The 17,136-nt window shown below is 58.4% G+C and carries 15 protein-coding genes; 7 read left to right on the plus strand and 8 right to left on the minus strand.

The features are described from left to right. Window positions 1–40: 40 nt before the first annotated feature. Entirely contained in the window at window positions 41–1,108 is a 1,068-nt protein-coding gene (locus ACJ5NV_RS06255; RefSeq protein WP_411642773.1) for an aspartate-semialdehyde dehydrogenase, read from the minus strand. Window positions 1,109–1,519: 411 nt separating this feature from the next. Here ACJ5NV_RS06255 and ileS point away from each other — a divergent pair, with 411 nt between their 5' ends. From ileS to ACJ5NV_RS06270, 3 genes are all read left to right on the plus strand, one after another. Next, complete coding sequence (gene ileS, locus ACJ5NV_RS06260; protein WP_411642774.1) at window positions 1,520–4,492, plus strand: isoleucine--tRNA ligase; 2,973 nt, start codon at window positions 1,520–1,522, stop codon at window positions 4,490–4,492. Window positions 4,493–4,512: 20 nt separating this feature from the next. Next, window positions 4,513–4,854, plus strand: coding sequence for a hypothetical protein (locus ACJ5NV_RS06265; RefSeq protein ID WP_411642775.1), 342 nt, complete (start codon window positions 4,513–4,515; stop codon window positions 4,852–4,854). 374 nt (window positions 4,855–5,228) lie between these two features. Beyond that, complete coding sequence (locus ACJ5NV_RS06270; protein ID WP_411642776.1) at window positions 5,229–6,014, plus strand: hypothetical protein; 786 nt, start codon at window positions 5,229–5,231, stop codon at window positions 6,012–6,014. 133 nt (window positions 6,015–6,147) lie between these two features. Here ACJ5NV_RS06270 and ACJ5NV_RS06275 read toward each other — a convergent pair whose 3' ends face one another. After that, window positions 6,148–7,176 (minus strand): LLM class flavin-dependent oxidoreductase, encoded by a 1,029-nt coding sequence (locus ACJ5NV_RS06275; RefSeq protein WP_411642777.1) that lies wholly within the window; start codon window positions 7,174–7,176, stop codon window positions 6,148–6,150. Window positions 7,177–7,234: 58 nt separating this feature from the next. On the opposite strand from ACJ5NV_RS06275, the gene ACJ5NV_RS06280 reads away from it, so the two are divergent. Beyond that, window positions 7,235–7,672 (plus strand): PaaI family thioesterase, encoded by a 438-nt coding sequence (locus ACJ5NV_RS06280; RefSeq protein ID WP_411642778.1) that lies wholly within the window; start codon window positions 7,235–7,237, stop codon window positions 7,670–7,672. Further along, the gene (locus ACJ5NV_RS06285; RefSeq protein ID WP_411642831.1) at window positions 7,672–8,118 is read left to right on the plus strand and encodes a methylated-DNA--[protein]-cysteine S-methyltransferase; all 447 of its coding nucleotides are present in this window, start codon (window positions 7,672–7,674) and stop codon (window positions 8,116–8,118) included. The genes ACJ5NV_RS06280 and ACJ5NV_RS06285 overlap by 1 nt, the downstream gene beginning before the upstream one ends. A 58-nt stretch (window positions 8,119–8,176) precedes the next feature. Here the strand turns inward: ACJ5NV_RS06285 and ACJ5NV_RS06290 are convergent, their stop codons facing one another. From ACJ5NV_RS06290 to fsa, 5 genes are all read right to left on the minus strand, one after another. After that, a complete protein-coding gene (locus ACJ5NV_RS06290; RefSeq protein WP_411642779.1) occupies window positions 8,177–8,875 on the minus strand; it encodes a CDP-alcohol phosphatidyltransferase family protein in 699 nt (232 codons plus the stop codon). A 45-nt stretch (window positions 8,876–8,920) separates the two neighbouring features. Beyond that, window positions 8,921–9,835 (minus strand): tyrosine recombinase XerC, encoded by a 915-nt coding sequence (locus tag ACJ5NV_RS06295; protein WP_411642780.1) that lies wholly within the window; start codon window positions 9,833–9,835, stop codon window positions 8,921–8,923. Continuing rightward, window positions 9,832–10,527 carry a DUF484 family protein gene (locus ACJ5NV_RS06300; protein WP_411642781.1) on the minus strand — a complete coding sequence of 232 codons (696 nt, stop codon included), beginning with the start codon at window positions 10,525–10,527 and terminating at the stop codon, window positions 9,832–9,834. The genes ACJ5NV_RS06295 and ACJ5NV_RS06300 overlap by 4 nt, the downstream gene beginning before the upstream one ends. 298 nt (window positions 10,528–10,825) lie before the next feature. Next, a complete protein-coding gene (locus ACJ5NV_RS06305; protein WP_411642782.1) occupies window positions 10,826–11,368 on the minus strand; it encodes a glycine-rich domain-containing protein in 543 nt (180 codons plus the stop codon). Window positions 11,369–11,889: 521 nt separating this feature from the next. Further along, window positions 11,890–12,543 carry a fructose-6-phosphate aldolase gene (gene fsa, locus ACJ5NV_RS06310; protein ID WP_411642783.1) on the minus strand — a complete coding sequence of 218 codons (654 nt, stop codon included), beginning with the start codon at window positions 12,541–12,543 and terminating at the stop codon, window positions 11,890–11,892. 84 nt (window positions 12,544–12,627) lie between these two features. Between fsa and ACJ5NV_RS06315 the strand changes: the two genes are divergently transcribed. Continuing rightward, window positions 12,628–14,820 carry a primosomal protein N' gene (locus ACJ5NV_RS06315; protein WP_411642784.1) on the plus strand — a complete coding sequence of 731 codons (2,193 nt, stop codon included), beginning with the start codon at window positions 12,628–12,630 and terminating at the stop codon, window positions 14,818–14,820. Window positions 14,821–14,902: 82 nt separating this feature from the next. Continuing rightward, window positions 14,903–16,447: a methyl-accepting chemotaxis protein gene (locus ACJ5NV_RS06320; protein WP_411642785.1), complete on the plus strand. Its 1,545-nt coding sequence runs from the start codon at window positions 14,903–14,905 to the stop codon at window positions 16,445–16,447. On the opposite strand, the gene ACJ5NV_RS06325 is transcribed toward ACJ5NV_RS06320, so the two are convergent. Continuing rightward, on the minus strand, window positions 16,444–17,040 hold the full coding sequence (locus ACJ5NV_RS06325) for a thymidine kinase (RefSeq protein WP_411642786.1): 597 nt from the start codon (window positions 17,038–17,040) through the stop codon (window positions 16,444–16,446). The genes ACJ5NV_RS06320 and ACJ5NV_RS06325 overlap by 4 nt on opposite strands. Window positions 17,041–17,136: the final 96 nt, after the last annotated feature.

The following is a 17,136-nucleotide window of genomic DNA, read 5'->3' on the forward strand; positions in this document are numbered from 1 at the left end:
CTATATCGGTGGCCGGAAACCGGGGGAAAGGCAAGCCAGATCAGGCGCTTGCTGTGCTTTCACGCAGGGTGTGGGTCTTGATCAGAACCTCGGCGATCTGCACCGCATTCTGGGCCGCGCCTTTCAGCAGCTGATCCCCGACGATGAACATCGTGATGGTCCGACCTGACGGATCGCCAAGGTCTTCACGGATACGGCCCACCAGTACGTCTTCTTCGCCTGACGCCTCTGATGGCATCGGGAAATGATTGGCCGCCCAATCATCCACAACTCTGATGCCGGGGGCGTCCTGCAATGCGCCCCGGATCTGCTCGGCAGTGATATGCGCGTCGAAACGGACCGACAGGGCGATGCCATGGGCGCGCAGGATCGGCACCCGGATACAGGTCACGCTGATCGGCAGGGCAGGTTGGGACAGGATGCGGCGGGTCTCGGCAATGACCTTTAGCTCTTCACCGTTATAGCCCGTCTCCGGGTCGATGTCGGAATTATGGCTGAAGATGTTGAATGCATAGGAATGGGGCAGAACCTTTGGCGTGAAATCTTCGCCTGCCAGACTGGCGCTTGTGCCTGCGCGCAGCTCTTCCATCATCGCGGCACCGCCGCCAGAGGCCGCTTGATAGGTGGACAGGTTCAGCCGCGTGATCGACCAGCGCTGATGGATCGGAGCGAGCGCGGTGGTCAGGATCGCTGCGATACAATTGGGGTTGGCGATGATCCTCGGGGCGTCTTGCAGGCTGGCCCCATTTGCCTCTGGCACCACCAGCGGCACATCGTCTGACATCCGAAAGGCAGAGGAATTGTCGATCACCTGCGCCCCGGCGGCCACGGCAAGTGGGGCATATTCCCGCGAAATACCGGCCCCGGCAGAAAAGAAAGCGATATCGACACCATCAAAGCTGTTCTCGGTCAGCTCTTCCACCGGCACAAGCGCGTGCCGGAAGGGGACCCTGCGTCCGGCGGACCGGGCAGAGGCGAGCAGCCTCAGCTCGCCCACCCGGAACTGACGGCGTTCGAGACTTTCCAGCAAGGCGATACCGACAGCGCCGGTTGCACCAACAATGGCGATAACAGGGGCGGGCGGGGATTGGCGTAAGGGTGCGTTCATGGTGGTCTTCCTTCATTGGGGCGGAAGACGGGGTGATCTGCAAAACAAAGCCCCGTCCGGTCCGGCGGGGCTTTATCTGGATCAGGTCAGCTGTGATGCACCCATACCAGATAATCCCCCGCCGTCGCGGTGGTCATCTTGGTCATGGTTTTGGTCATCAGCATTGCCATGGCGGGGCGGATAGCAGGGAATGGGGCAAAAGGCAATCAATGACAGGCCGTGCCGAGCAAGACCGCCCTTTACCCCCCTGCAACACCGGCCTATAAGCCCGCTCATGAAGTTGAGCCTGATGATGATACGCATTAGTTGCCCGGCGGCTTGATCAGATTGAGCCGGCCGGGAAAAGGTGTCTGCCTCTGCGCACCGCTCCTTCATTTTCTGGATTCATGATCGACCAAAAGGACGCCACCCATGTGCGCCGAAACGCCCGACTACAAAGACACGCTGAACCTGCCGCGCACCGATTTCCCCATGCGGGCCGGATTGCCCAAACGCGAACCCGATTGGCTGGCCCGCTGGGCGCAGATCGGGGTTTATGACCGCCTGCGGGCCAAGGCCGCGGGGCGCAAGCCTTTCACCCTGCATGATGGCCCGCCCTATGCGAACGGGCATCTGCATATCGGCCATGCGCTGAATAAGATCCTCAAAGACATGGTTGTGCGGTCACACCAGATGATGGGCCGCGACGCGCGCTATATTCCCGGCTGGGATTGTCACGGGCTGCCGATCGAATGGAAGATCGAAGAACAGTACCGCAACAATGGCCAGAACAAAGATGACGTGCCGGTTGTCGATTTCCGTCAGGAGTGCCGCAAGTTCGCCGAAGGCTGGGTGGACATCCAGCGCGATGAATTCAAGCGGTTGGGCGTGCAGGGCAATTGGGATGAACCCTATCTGACGATGAACTTCCACGCCGAAAAGGTCATCGCCGAGGAATTTCAGAAATTCCTGATGAATGGCACGCTCTACCAAGGGTCCAAGCCTGTGATGTGGTCGCCGGTGGAAAAGACCGCGCTGGCCGAGGCCGAGGTCGAGTATCACGACAAGGAAAGCGCAACAATCTGGGTGAAGTTCAGAGTTTCCGGGAATCGTTTGTTTGATGTGGTGGAAGGTGAGCCACACCCAACATTCAATTTGGATTTGCAGAACGCATCCGTGGTTATCTGGACGACCACTCCTTGGACAATTCCTTCCAATAAGGCGGTGGTTTATGGCCAAAACATCTCATACGGCCTTTACGAAGTCGTCAATGTACCGGAGGAATGCTGGGCTACCGTCGGCGAGAAGTTGATCCTTGCCGACAAACTGGCAGAAGCGACAATGAAGAAGGCCCGATTAGAAGAGGGTATGTATCGTCGTTTGAGAGATGTTGGCTCTGACGAACTAAGCAATCTTGCATTGCGACATCCGCTTGATCAAGCTGAGGGTTCTAACGGCGAATGGGATGATCCCCGCGATTTCCGCGCCGCCGATTTTGTCACCGATGACGAAGGCACTGGCTTTGTCCATTGCGCCCCCTCCCACGGGATGGAGGAATTTGAGCTTTATCGCGATCTGGGCATGTTGCAGCAGGTCATCACCTATAACGTGATGGAAGACGGATCATTCCGCGAAGATCTACCCTTCTTTGGCGGCAAAAAGATCATGCGCGACAAGCCAAACAAGAAGAACAAGACCAACCCTTGGGAAGGGGATGCCAACACCGCTGTGATGGCCAAACTGGCCGAGGTTGGCGGGCTGTTTGCGCGCGGCGTCATCAAGCACTCTTACCCACATAGCTGGCGGTCCAAGGCTCCGGTGATCTATCGCAACACCCCGCAATGGTTCGCTGCGATTGACCGTGCGGTGGGTGACGGCAATGACACTTACGGCACCACGATCCGCGAACGGGCGCTGACATCCATTGATGAACTGGTCACTTGGACGCCCAAAACCGGCCGCAACCGGCTGTATTCCATGATCGAGGCACGGCCTGATTGGGTGCTGTCCCGCCAACGCGCTTGGGGCGTGCCATTGACCTGTTTTGTCAAGACAGGGGCGCTGCCCACCGATCCGGACTTCCTGCTGCGCAATGAATCCGTGAACGCCCGTATTCTTGAGGCGTTTGAGGCCGAAGGCGCGGATGCGTGGTATAAAGATGGGGCAAAGGCGCGCTTTCTTGGCAATGATGTCGATCATGATGCCTACACACAAGTCTTTGATATTTTGGATGTCTGGTTCGACAGCGGCTCGACCCATGCGTTTGTGCTGCGTGACCGCGCCGACGGATCCGAGGATGGCACCGCCGATGTTTATCTGGAAGGCACCGACCAGCACCGGGGCTGGTTCCATTCCTCTATGTTGCAGGCCTGCGGAACAATGGGCCACGCGCCTTACCGCGCGGTTGTGACCCATGCGTTCACCCTTGATGCCAAGGGTGAGAAGATGTCGAAATCGCTGGGCAATACCATCGTGCCGGATCAGGTGGTCAAGCAATATGGCGCGGATATTATGCGGCTTTGGGTGGCCACGACCGATTACAAACACGACCACCGGATCGGCGATGAAATCCTGAAAGGCGTGGCGGACAGCTATCGCCGTTTGCGCAACACGTTGCGCTTTATGCTGGGGTCGCTGAGCGACTTTACCGAGGCGGACAGGGTTGATCCCGCCGATATGCCAGAGCTGGAACGCTGGGTGCTGCACCGTCTGGCAGAGCTGGACGTGCAGGTGCGCGAAGGTTACGCGAAATACGATTTCCAAGGTGTGTTTCAGGCGGTTTTCACCTTTGCCACGCTGGAACTGTCGGCCTTCTATTTCGACATCCGTAAAGACGCGCTTTATTGCGATGGCGACACGACACGCCGCCGCGCCGCGCGGAGCGTGCTGGACATCCTGTTCCACCGGCTGACCAAATGGTTAGCACCGATGCTGACTTTCACGATGGAAGAGGTCTGGCTAGAGCGTTTCCCCGGCGATGAAAGCTCTGTCCATCTTGAGGATTTCGCCGAAACCCCTGCCGCGTGGTATGATGACGCATTGGCAGCCAAATGGGCGACCGTCCGCAAGGTGCGCCGCGTTGTCACCGGCGCGCTCGAGGTAGAGCGGACCAACAAGGTCATCGGCGCCTCGCTTGAGGCCGCGCCGACGGTTTATGTGAATGCAGATGTCGCGGAGCTGCTGAAAACCGTGGCCTTCGACGATCTTTGCATCACCTCTGGCATCACGGTCAGCACCGATGCGGCCCCTGCGGATGCGTTCACATTGGACGACGTGGCCGATGTCGCCGTGGTCTTCGCCCGCGCGACAGGCGAGAAATGCCAGCGCTGCTGGAAGATCCTGCCAGACGTGGGCACGCACAAACATGCAGGGGTTTGCGGCCGCTGTGATGCGGCGTTAGGTTGAATCTGAAAAGGAGATTCAGAATGAAATCTATTGCGATCATATGTTTGTCGACCCTTGCATTGGTGAGCTGTTCAGGCTCCATAGATGGTACGCCACCACCCGTGACGGGGGCCGAGCGTGCCCTTGTGGTGCCGGTCAACGGCGTGAACCTGCGCGTTCAATATGACCCGACCGATGCCGCCGGAGCGGCGATTTTGACCTATGCGGACCCTGTGCCCAGCATGTTCGGCTGGCTGAACATCAATCGCGATATCATCCCCGCAGTCGAGCGCGCCACAGGCTGCGATGTCGTCGGGGCGGCACCCACTGATAATCAGATCATGGGGGACATGGGGATCACACGGATTCCACTGTCCTGCTGATCGCCCCTTGACGCTTTCGCCTTGAAAAGCCCGTCTCTTATTGAGGCGGGCTTTTTGCTGACTCCTGCCGACAAAGACATGCGCGCAGGCCTCGCGGAGGATGGCGGGTGTCGTAACTTGCCCATAAGGTCACAGGGGGCGTGCGCTGTGATGCAGTTCTGGGATGATATTGATCGCTCCATTCGTGGAAGCGGTGAGGTCAAAGGTGGGTGAATGTCGGCTGTGCGGACAAAGTTGCACTCGCTCCACTTTCACCAATGTCAGCTTTGCTTGCAAGCAAACTATCTGAGCGGCTGGAAGACTCTACACTCTTGCCGGGGATTGCCGACCAATGCAAAGTGACAGCAAGAAGCACCCGCAGAAGGAAATACTTGATGGGCACCTGGGGTGCTGGCTTGTACTCGGATGATGATGCAGCGGATTTCGTTGACCTCATTCGCGCTGTATTGAGACTGCCAAAGCCCGTCGATGAACTGGTTGACCTTTTGCTTGGTGGAGCGGAAGACGCAATGGAGCATCGGGATCTTACTGTCCTGATTTTGGCGGATCAGTTTGAGAAGCGCGGCATTCACCACACAGAAACCTACTCTGAAGCGATCCAGGTTTTGGAATCCGGGATCGACATTGAGATATTGCGTGGATCCGAGATGGAGGAGAAAGACGTCAGGGCGCGCACAAAGTCGAATGCAAAGATTTTGGATCGCTTGAAGAATCCTCGCGCGGAAAAACCTCGAAAAACACTTTCAAAGCCGCAGCCGACCGTAGTATCAGCTGGCGATTACGTGCGTTTTCCGATTCAAGATCGCGGAGCACGAAATCCCTACATTCCGCCCGCACGTGAAGATTTTCGTCCCAACGGTTGGGGCATCGTTCAAGTGCACGATGTGGGTTGGGAGTTCGAGTACCTGAGTTGGGTCAAGCTGCTCCGCCTTAAGTGGGAACATCAGCATCCTCCAAGTGCAAAAGATGCAGAAAACGCGCCGCCTGTCGGCAATCTCGCTTTCGGAACTCTTTCGCCAAGTCATTTCAAGCGCATGGAGATGGAGATCATTGGGAACCGGCCCCGGCGCTCGGATGCTGCCCCGCCTCTTCCCGGTGAACGCACCGCACGCTTTGTGACCCTAAATGACATTTCAATCGGCAACCTGCTTCTGGGCTAGTACAACGTTCGCCGAAGCGAACGTTCATGCGGTATGTAGCAATAGTCAATTTGGACTCACAGCGGGCATTCGTTGGGAGTAATTGAAATGTTCTCAAATGCTCCCAGCAAACCTTCGCCTTGCCCGCAGCTGGTCAGCTGGCCTTTTCTATCGCAGCATCGGACACATCCGGGGCAGTTTTTATCAGATCGCGCATGACTTCTGCTGCGATTTCGAAGCTGCGTAGCCGCGCGGTGTGGTCGTGGATCATGCCGGTCAGCATAACCTCGTCTGGTTGGTGCTGGGCGATCAGGGCTGACAGTTGCCGGTGCACCGTTTCCCGTGATCCGGTGGCGGAGCATCCAAGTGCCGCATTTACGCCCTGCATCACATGCGGGGGAACGTGATCGGAGATGTTGTCCACCGGGCGGGGTAGTTTGCCGGGGTTGCCTGTCCGCAGCCGTGCGAATGCCAGTTGCTGGGATGTGCGCAGGAATGCTGCCTCTGCGTCCGTATCCGCCGCGCAGACCCCGGCGGCCATCATGAAATAAGGCCGGGCGAGGTATTGCGACGGCTGGAACTGGCGCCGGTAGATCGCGGCGGCCTCTGCCAGTGCGGCAGGGGCGAAATGCGAGGCAAAGGCGTAGGGCAGCCCCAGATGCGCGGCCAGTTGTGCGCCATACAGGCTGGAGCCGAGGATCCAGATCGGCACATGGGTCCCCTGTCCGGGGATTGCCTGCACGGCCCCGGTTTCTTCCCCGAAATAGCCCAGCAATTCGGTCACATCCTGCGGAAAGCTGTCCTCTGGCGCCATATGCCGCCGCAGGGCACGCGCTGTGATCATATCGGTGCCCGGCGCGCGGCCCAGCCCCAGATCAATCCGGTCGGGGTAGAGCGTGGCGAGCGTGCCGAATTGCTCGGCCACGACCAAAGGCGCGTGGTTGGGCAACATGATCCCTCCTGCACCAACGCGGATGGTCTGCGTGGCCGCTGCCACATGGCCGATTACGATGGATGTCGCGGCGCTGGCGATACCGGGCATATTGTGATGCTCGGCCAGCCAAAAGCGGTGATAGCCTTGGGCTTCGGCGGCTTGGGCGAGGCTGACGGTATTCGCGATCGCCTCGGCGGTGCTGTGGCCTTCGGGGACCGGGGACAGGTCGAGTAGTGAAAAATGCTGCATATATGGCTCCTTGTGTCTGATTTAGGCACGGGGCAGGGTGATACCAAGGGGGAACATCATGACTGAATTTCGTAATCCAGATGCCGTGGCCAAAATGCGCGCCGATTTCGCCCGGCAGGGGGCGATGTCGGCTATGGGGATCAGCGTGGCAGATGTGGTGCCGGGCCGTGTGGTGTTGGAGATGCCATTCAACCCTGATTTCACGCAGCATCACGGGTTCATGCATGCGGGCGTGATCACGACAGCGATGGACAGCGCCTGCGGCTTTGCGGCCTTCACCCTGATGGAGGAAGGGGCCGAGGTGCTGACGGTTGAATTCAAATCTACCTTCATGTCGCCCGCAGCGGGTGATCATTTCCGGTTTGAGGGCGAGATCGTGAAATCCGGTCGCACCCTGACCTTTACGCAAGGCCGAGCGATTGCGATCAAGGATGGCACGGAAAAGACCATCGCCATGCTGACGGCCACGATGATGGCTGTCCGTGGGCTGACGTGATTCGTGATAGCTCTGTCGTTGGCCCCTTGGGCGCGGATGCCTATGGCGAAGCCGTCACTGCCCTGGTCTGGGGCGCGGCAGGCACGCTGACAGATGGGCCGTTGCATCAAAAATTATGCGCGGAAATGGCAGGCTACTTTGCCGGTGACCTGAAAGATTTCACTGTCCCGCTTGCCCCGCGCGGCAATGCGTTTCAACAAAGGTTTTACACAGTGCTCTGCGCGATCCCCTATGGCGAGACCCGGACATATGGCGATCTGGCGCAGGAATTGGGCGTTTCCGCGCAGGCCATTGGCCAAGCCTGCGGTGCCAATCCAATTGCAATTCTGATCCCTTGCCATCGGGTATTGGCGGCACAAGGGCTGGGCGGCTATTCCGGCGAAGGTGGGATAGAGGCGAAGGTCGCGCTGTTGCGGTTGGAAGGGGCGGCAGGGTTATTGATCTGACATGTTGCCGATCATTGCCCCGCGCAAGTTTTCATCCCCGATGGGGAAGGTTTTACCCTTATGCGCCGCGCCTTTCGGGGATGATCTGCTGCATGACACCGGCGAACAGCAGGTAGACAGAGGTCAGCACAAGCCCCCAATGCGCCCAGCTTTCCGGGTGGAAGTCGACCCAGGCCGCCCAGCCTGCAAAGAAGGTCCACGCCAGTGCCATGGGCAGCGTGATCGGTCGCCAGCGCGCTGTCCGCACCGGGTGCACGAATTTCAGTGGCAGGAACATGGCGATGGCCAGTGCCGTGACCAGTGTGAGCGAGACCCAAAAATTCGGTGCCAGCGCAAAGATCACCAGCACCAGCATGTTCCAGCAGCCCGGAAATCCTGAAAAAGAATTGTCCTTTGTTTTCATCCGCGTATCTGAAAAATACAGCGCCGATGCGAAGGTGATAAGGATGATCGCCAGCCAGCCTGTCCAGCCCGGCAGCAGCCCCGATTTGAAAAGCGCATAGGCGGGCACAAAGACATAGGTCAGGTAGTCGATGATCAGATCCAGCAGCACCCCGTCAAAGACCGGGGCGTTGGTTTTCACGTCATATCTGCGTGCCAGCGGTCCGTCGATCCCGTCTACCGCAAAGGCGACGACAAGCCAGAGGAACATTAGGCTCCATTTTTCTTCGACCGCGGCGAGCATGGCAAGCATTGCAAAGACCGCACCGGTGCCGGTGAGAAGATGCACGAATAGGGCTTTGGTGCGTAAGGTCATCGGAACTTCATGCTTGAAATTGGGGGATGTGGCAATGGGGGCTGCTCATGCCTTGGGATGGGCCTTGTCGTAGACATCCATCAGCCGGGCTGTGTCGACGGCGGTGTAGGCTTGTGTGGTCGAAAGCGAGGCATGGCCAAGCAGTTCCTGAATGGCCCGCAGATCGCCACCGGCAGTGAGCAGATGCGTGGCAAAGGAATGCCGCATGGCGTGGGGCGTTGCGGTGGCGGGCAGCCCAAGCTGGAGGCGGGCCTGTTCCATTACCTTTTGGATCGCGCGGGGGCGGAGCGGCCCGCTGCGTATGGCCTTGAAAAGCGGCGCATTTGTTTCGACAGGGTAGGGGCAAAGCCGCAGGTAGGCGTCAACCGCGTCACGGGCGGCGTCGATGACAGGCACGATCCGTTCTTTTCCGCCTTTGCCGGTGATCCGCAGCACGTCGGGCAGGGGCGCGTCGCTGCCGGTGAGGCTGAGCGCCTCTGATATTCGCAGCCCGCAGCCATAGAGCAGGGTCACAACGGCCGCGTCCCGCGCTGCGACCCAGGGTTCGCGCGCTTGCAGTTCGACCGTGTCGATCATCGCGGTTGCTGCGCCCTCGGCCAGTGGCCGGGGCAGCTTGCGCTGGAATTTCGGCGCGCGGGTAGACAGGACGGCGGTGGGTTCGAACCCTTCGCGTTCGGCCAGCCAGCGGTAGAAAGATTTTACCGCAGAAAGTGAGCGGGCCAGCGACCGTGCGCCGACCCCGCGTGCCCGTTCATGCGCCATCCATGCCCGCATATCGCGGATGTCGATCCGGGCGATTGGCCCAAGCCCCTGACTGCCGCCATTATGTTGGGTCATGAATGACAAAAAGCTTAAGAGATCGGTCTGATAGGCTGTGATGGTGTTTTCGGCGGCCCCGGCAATGGCGCGCTGATGATCAAGCCAGGTCGCCAGCGCGGTGCTGAGCGCGGGTGAAATCACGCCAGCCAGCGCCGCATGGCCCGCTCGAACACACCGGCAAAGAAGGTCAGCAGATCAGTGCCCTGTTGTGGTGTGAATTGCTGCGGATCCTCGGCCCCCATGACCAGCATACCGGGCAGACGGTCTGGGCCCAGATCCAGCTGTAGGCAGGCTTCGGATTGGATGTTCTTACCAAGCCCGGCATAGAGCGTGCTGCTGATCTTATGCGCAGGGCGCAGGGTGACGGTGCGGGCCGGCACATTGCGGCCCAGCGTGACGTAGCCGTCGATGAAATCTTCGGGCATCAAGACGACAGCGGGACCGAAATCTGCTTCGTTATCAGAGGTTTCGCTTTCCAGTACCAGCCGGATCGCATCGACGCGCAGGATATCGGCGACCTCATCCGTGAGGCAGGTCAGCACCTCGGCCAGCGTGTCGGCTTCGAGAATGCGCAGGATCGCTCGGTGTACCTGATTGGTGCCAGCGAGGTTGTCATAGGCGGCGGCGATGACGTTGCGATGCGTGTCTTCAAGCCGGTCAAAACGCGCCTCCAGCCGTTCCATCGCGATGGCGCGCAGATCGACGATGTTTTCGCCCATCTTGTCTTCATTCGCGCCGACGAGGGCGCGCATCACGTCGTGATCTTCGAGGAGAAAGTCGGGATTTGCGATGATCTTTTCGCGCAAATCATGCGCCATCGGTGATTTGTTCATGTGCCTGCCTCGATTTTTTATTTTGTGATAGGTTAGCAGATGATTTTGGCCTTTGCCTCCTGAAAATTTGCCAAAATGTGCTGGGGTGTTTTTTGGGTCGCACCTGCCGTCGCCGTGCGTTGCGTGACCCCCACCGTACGGTGGGGTCGCGGGAGTGCGGCGCGGCTTGCGTAAACGTGTTAATTTGCAGGGGAATGAGGGATCAGTATCGTGTCGGATTGTGATCGGATTTGCGTCGGACCCCTACCGCGCCAGAGGCTGGGTTAACGTTGCGTACGCGCAAAAGTGTGAAGGGGCGTTAAGGGTTTTCTGATGTCAGATGTCGCGACAGGGCCCTGAGTTTATCCAGGGTGTAAATCTCTGGGTAGGTTTCAAACCAGCGGTGATAGGTGTCTTCGCCGAGCTTGCGATAGACATACATCATCATCGCCCGCAGCTGGGCATTGTCGAATTGTGGGACATCATAGTCTTTGCCCGCGTCGTGGTAGATTTTCGCATGGCCTGCGCGGGGGACCACCTGATGGTGCAGATATTGGCCGAAATGGGTATCGCAGAAACGGGTATAATCCACGCTGCAAATAATGAAATTATGCCACATTTCATCTAATACGGCCATTGCCGAAAACATGGATAATACTGGCGGGTCGAGATTAAGAACGTCCTCTTCGTAATTGCGCTGGGCTGAGAGCCAGAGCCATTTTTTCACCTCGTTGAAAATCTCAAGTGAGGCTTCATAATCGACTGCATAGATTTCCTGAAACCGGAGAACGACGGTGTCACTGTGAAAGCCCATCACCTCTTCGAGGCTGTTTGGGCACATGGATTGAATGATGTCTTTCATGGAATGGTCCCCTTTCGCTGGCAGGTGAACGAAGGAGGGCAGGCGCTGCCTGAGTGGTGTGCCTGCCCTTATTTTACTGGGGAAGTGGGCGGATGTCAGCCTTTGGCGACGAGGCACCAGATATCAACATTCGCCTGTCGTGAGAGTTCGGCAGCCTTTGTGGCAATCCGGGTTTCGAGCGCTTTTTTCTGAGTGGTGGTCATAGCGATGCTCCAGATTTTTAGATTGTCATATGCCGCATCAATCGATTTGATGTCGCGACTAAATACAAATACTGGTGAACGCGCTGAGCATTGCAAATTCTAATTCGTGTTGTCAATTGTGAATGCAATTCGAAATGTTTGAAATTTGGTTAATCTCTGAACACGTTGACGTGAATTGAGCCCGGTGCAATTGCAGCATTTATTTGTGCAATTGCAGCATTCCGGAATGGGGTCTGGAATTAAAAATGCCGCAGCTTTTGCAGCTGCGGCATCGGATAGCGTAGAGGTCCCGGATCATAAACCGGGACGACGTTACGATCAGACGATCTTGATGCCTGCCTTTTTGGCGTCGGCCATGAAGGCGTCGAGCCCTTTGTCGGTCAGAACGTGGTTCGCCATCGCCTTGATCACGGCGGGCGGGGCGGTTGCCACGTCGGCACCGATCTTGGCGCATTCGCTCATGTGGTTGGCCGACCGGATTGAGGCGGCGAGGATATTGGTTTCGAAACCGTAGTTGTCATAGATCGTACGGATGTCTTCGATCAGTTCCAGACCGTCCATGTTCAAATCATCCAGACGCCCGATGAAGGGGCTGATGAAGGTGGCCCCCGCTTTGGCCGCCAGCAGCGCCTGATTGGCCGAGAAACAAAGCGTGACGTTGACCATCGTGCCTTCGTCGCTGAGCGTTTTGCAGGTTTTCAGCCCGGCCCAGGTCAGTGGGACTTTCACCGCGATGTTCGGCGCGATCTTGGCCAGCTTGCGTCCTTCGGCGAGCATATCGTCGGCTTCGAGTGCCACGACCTCGGCTGAGACGGGGCCATCGACGATGCCACAGATTTCTTTGGTAACTTCGAGGATATCCCGCCCCGATTTGGCGATCAGTGACGGGTTGGTTGTAACCCCGTCGACCATGCCAAGGTCATTGAGTTCTTTGATCTGGTCGATCTCGGCTGTGTCTACGAAGAATTTCATAACTTCCCTCCGGGGATGGGTTGGTGTTTGCTATTTCAGCGTTTACCTGAGGGCGACCCATGCTGAAACCCTGAAAAGGCGGATATGACCGACAGCTACTTTCACGAGGGTGATCTGATTGGTGTGCTGACCACCCAGCCGCTGGACCGTCTGTTGGATTACAAGGCGCCTGAGGGCGGCTGCCATCTGGGGGCTTTTGTTGAGGTACCACTGGGTCCGCGCAAGGTGTTGGGCGTGGTCTGGGCCCCTGGCAAAGGTGATTATGACAGGGCGAAGATCCGGTCGGTGATCCGCGTGCTTGACCTGGCCCCGATGCGTGATGAGATGCGCGAATTTCTGGGCCGTGCTGCTGATTATACCCTGACCCCGATGCCTGCGATGCTCCGCCTTGGCACCCGTGCGCCGGGGCTGGGTGATCCGCAATCCATGCGCAAAGTGTACCGGTTGGGATCGACCACGCCGGATCGCCTGACTGATGCCCGCCAAAAGGTGCTGGCGGTGCTGCGCGATTATGGCGGGCTTTCGTTTACGTTGGGCGAACTGGCAGAGATGGCGGGCGTGGGCACGTCGGTCGTCAAAGGTCTTGTGAAGCTGGGCGCTGTGTCAGAAGAAGAGGCCCCGCGCGATTTGCCCTATCCCCGGCTGGACCCGGATTATGGTGGTAAAGCGTTGAGCGCGGATCAGGCTGCTGGCGCTGAAGCATTGCGCGCCGCGTTGCGTTCGGATGCTTATGGCACGACCTTGCTGAAGGGCGTTACCGGGTCGGGCAAGACAGAGGTTTATCTGGAGGCGGTCGCCGAATGTTTGCGCATGGGCCGTCAGGCGCTGGTACTGTTGCCCGAAATCGCACTGTCGGGTGAATTCATCAACCGGGTGGAGGCGCGGTTTGGTATGAAACCTGCCGAATGGCATTCTGGCGTCACTATGACCGAACGCCGCCGCTGCTGGCGTATGGTGGGGCAGGGTGATGCGCAGTTGATTGTAGGCGCCCGTTCGGCGCTGTTTCTGCCCTATCAGAACCTTGGCCTGATCGTGGTGGATGAAGAGCATGACACATCCTACAAGCAAGAGGATGGCGTTCTTTATAATGCCCGCGATATGGCCGTGTTGCGCGCAGCGATCAACGGCGCGCAGGTGGTTCTGGCCTCGGCCACGCCAAGTCTTGAAAGCTGGGCGAATGTCGCGGCAGGGAAATACACGCGCCTGACCCTGACATCCCGTTTCGGGGCCGCCGTGATGCCGCAGATGTCCGCGATTGATATGCGGATGGAGGATGTGCCGGGCGGCAAATGGGTGTCCCCGACGCTGCGCGCGGCCATTGCGGACCGTTTGGAGAAGGGCGAGCAATCGCTGGTGTTTCTGAACCGTCGTGGCTACGCGCCGGTGACCCTATGTCGTGCCTGCGGCCATCAGATCGGTTGTGATCATTGCGATGCGCGGATGGTGGAGCACCGGTTTCTGAAACGTCTGATGTGCCATCAATGCGGTGAGACGAAGCCAATGCCGACGGTTTGCCCAGCCTGCGGGGCAGAGGATAAGCTGAGCGCTGTCGGTCCCGGCGTGGAGCGGATGGGCGAGGAAATCGCGGGTCTGTTCCCGGAGGCCCGGATCGCCGTGCTGTCATCGGATCTTTATGGCTCTGCCCGTGCGATGAAGGCGCATATCGAAGAGATTGCGCAGGGCGGCACGGATATCATCATTGGCACGCAACTGGTGGCCAAGGGTCATAACTTTCCCTTGCTGACGCTGGTGGGGGTGATTGATGCGGATCTGGGGTTGCAGGGGTCGGACTTGCGCGCGGCGGAACGCACATTTCAGCTGATGCGGCAGGTGGCGGGCCGTGCGGGCCGCTCTGAAAAACCGGGCGCGGCTTTATTGCAGACCTATCAGCCTGAGCATGCGGTGATCCGGTCGATCCTTGCGGGCGATGAAGAGGCGTTTTGGGCTGCGGAGGCGGCAGAGCGCAGGGCGGCGGGCGTGCCGCCCTATGGCCGCATGGCTGGCATCATCCTGAGCAGCCCGAACGTGCAGGAAGTGTTCGATCTGGGCGCAGAGATGGCCCGGATGGACATGCCCTTGCGTCGGATCGGGGCGCAGGTCTTTGGCCCCGCCCCGGCCCCGATTGCACGGGTGCGCGGGCGACATCGGGTGCGCCTTCTGGTCAAAGCGGACAAGACTGCACCGTTGCAACAGGCGCTGGCGCAATGGGTGGGGCAGTTTCGCCTGCCGACCAATCTACGACTGGCCGTGGATATCGACCCGCAGAGTTTTTATTGAGCGATCCTCTCGCACTAACCACATGTTAAATCGTTTGGTTCATTACAGCGGTTTGAATGCCAGCAAATCATAGGTGTCTCTGATGACGCGAAATCCGCCCGTTGCCGACGGAACCCAGATTGATCAGGGGACGCGGCTGGCCCTTTGGTGCCTGATCCCGATGACACCACTTGCGCCAATCTGTGCGATTTTGGTCGGAAATGCCTATGTCATGCTGGGGCTGATATCGCTGTGTGCTGGGGTCGCTGCATTGGTCACAGTTTCGCAATTTCCTAGGCTGACAAAACCGGTGCTGGCCGGGGTTTTGCTGTTGCAGAATATGACTTTTACAGCATCGCTGAATGGTCACCCCTGGCAGATTGATACGCATATGGTCTATTTTGCCGTATTGGCCGTCGTCGCCATCATGAATGATGTGAAGGTACTGCTGGGTGCAGCGGGTTTCATCGCGGTGCATCATATCGGCATGAGCCTGACGATGCCTAAAATGCTTTATCCCGATATGACCGAAGGTTTTTTGCTGCGCACGGTTTTTCATGCGAGCGTCGTTGTTGCGGAAACGGCTTTTCTTGCCCTGTCGATCATAGGGCGGCAGGCGACGGACGCAGAAATTGCGCGCCAGCGCAATACGCTGGAACAGACGAGCGCTGCAAACAAGCAGGCCGAAGAAATAGCGCAGGCCGAGCGCCGCGCCGCGGCAGAGGCGATGGCAGTGCTGGATTCCCATTTGCAGCAACTGGCTGATCAAGACCTGTCGCAGACGATTGAGGGTGAATTGCCAGCCGAATATGACCAGATCCGGCAAACCTTTAACCATCTTGTCGTCAGTTTGCGCGCGGTGCTGGAAACGGCCACTGACACGTCTGCTGATTTTCGGACAAGTTCGCGGGAACTATCTGGCGCCGCCGATGATCTGGCGCAGCGCACAGAAACGCAGTCCGGTACCTTGTCCCAAACGGCTGACAGCCTTCAGGGGCTGACCAGTAAGCTGCGTGAGACCGCCGATGGGGCCAAGCAGGCCGAAGATACGGCGGCGCGCGCGCGGGACAGTGCGATAAAGAATGGCGATACTGTACGCGATGCGGTTGAGGCTATGCGCAAGATCGAGGAGTCGTCAGGCGAGATTTCTAATATTATCAGCATGATCGAAGATATCTCTTTCCAAACGAATCTGCTGGCTTTGAACGCGGGCGTAGAAGCTGCCCGCGCGGGTGAAAGCGGTCGTGGCTTTGCCGTTGTGGCATCTGAAGTGCGGGCGCTGGCGCAGCGAACGTCAGAGGCAGCACAGAGCGTCAAACAGCTTATTTTCCGGAGCTCACAGCAGGTGGAAATGGGCTCTAATCTAGTGAACGCGGCGGGTGAGGCGTTGACAGGTATCGTTGCACAAGTGTCAGAGACAAATGCGATGATTGGCGACATTTCAGGCTCTGTCGGCAATCAGGCCGCGATTGTGGGTGAGTTGAACGATGCGATCCAGTCGTTGGATAAGGCGACCCAACATAATGCGGCCATGTGTCAGCAAATGACGGCGATGGGCCATCAATTGTCACAAGGGTCTGACGCGTTGTCCGGGGCGCTATCTGGTTTCCGGTTCGCGCAGAATGAGGAATGGCGTCGCGCGGGTTAATCCACGTTCCCCCGCGCCGCGCTCATTTCCTGCCGCCAGTGACGCCGGCAGAGCGAGACGTAGCGTTCATTGCCACCAATGGCGATCTGGTCACCATCGGCGAGCACATTGCCTGCGGCATCTTTGCGCACCACCATCGTGGCCTTTTTTCCGCAATGGCAGATCGTGCGCACTTCACGCATTTCATCGGCCAGCGCCAGCAGTGCGGCGGAGCCGGGAAAGAGATTGCCAAGAAAATCGACCCGCAGCCCGAAGGCCATCACAGGTACTTTCAGGTCGTCTACGGCCCGCGCCAACTGCCAGACCTGATCTGGTTCGAGAAACTGCGCCTCGTCCACGAAAACGCAAGCGCAAGGGGCTTGGTCAAGCCGGGTCTTGATCTTGCTGAACAGATCCTCGTCTTGGGCAAAAGTGTCTGCATCCGCCCCGATGCCGATCCGGCTGCCGATCCGCCCTGCGCCCGCCCGGTTATCAAGCTGCGCGATCATCAGATAGGTCTGCATCCCCCGTTCAATATAGTTGTGGGATGCTTGCAGAAGCACGGTCGATTTGCCCGCGTTCATGGTGGAATAGTTGAAATAGAGCTTGGCCATGCCGGCTGATTACCCTTGGGGCGGCGTGGATGGCAAGCGGCTCTGCCGGGCAATTCGCCGATGACAAGCCGCGCGCTGCCAGATATTGCGGAGGGT

It is taken from the genome of Loktanella agnita (assembly GCF_046640325.1).
Lineage (GTDB): Bacteria > Pseudomonadota > Alphaproteobacteria > Rhodobacterales > Rhodobacteraceae > Yoonia > Yoonia agnita.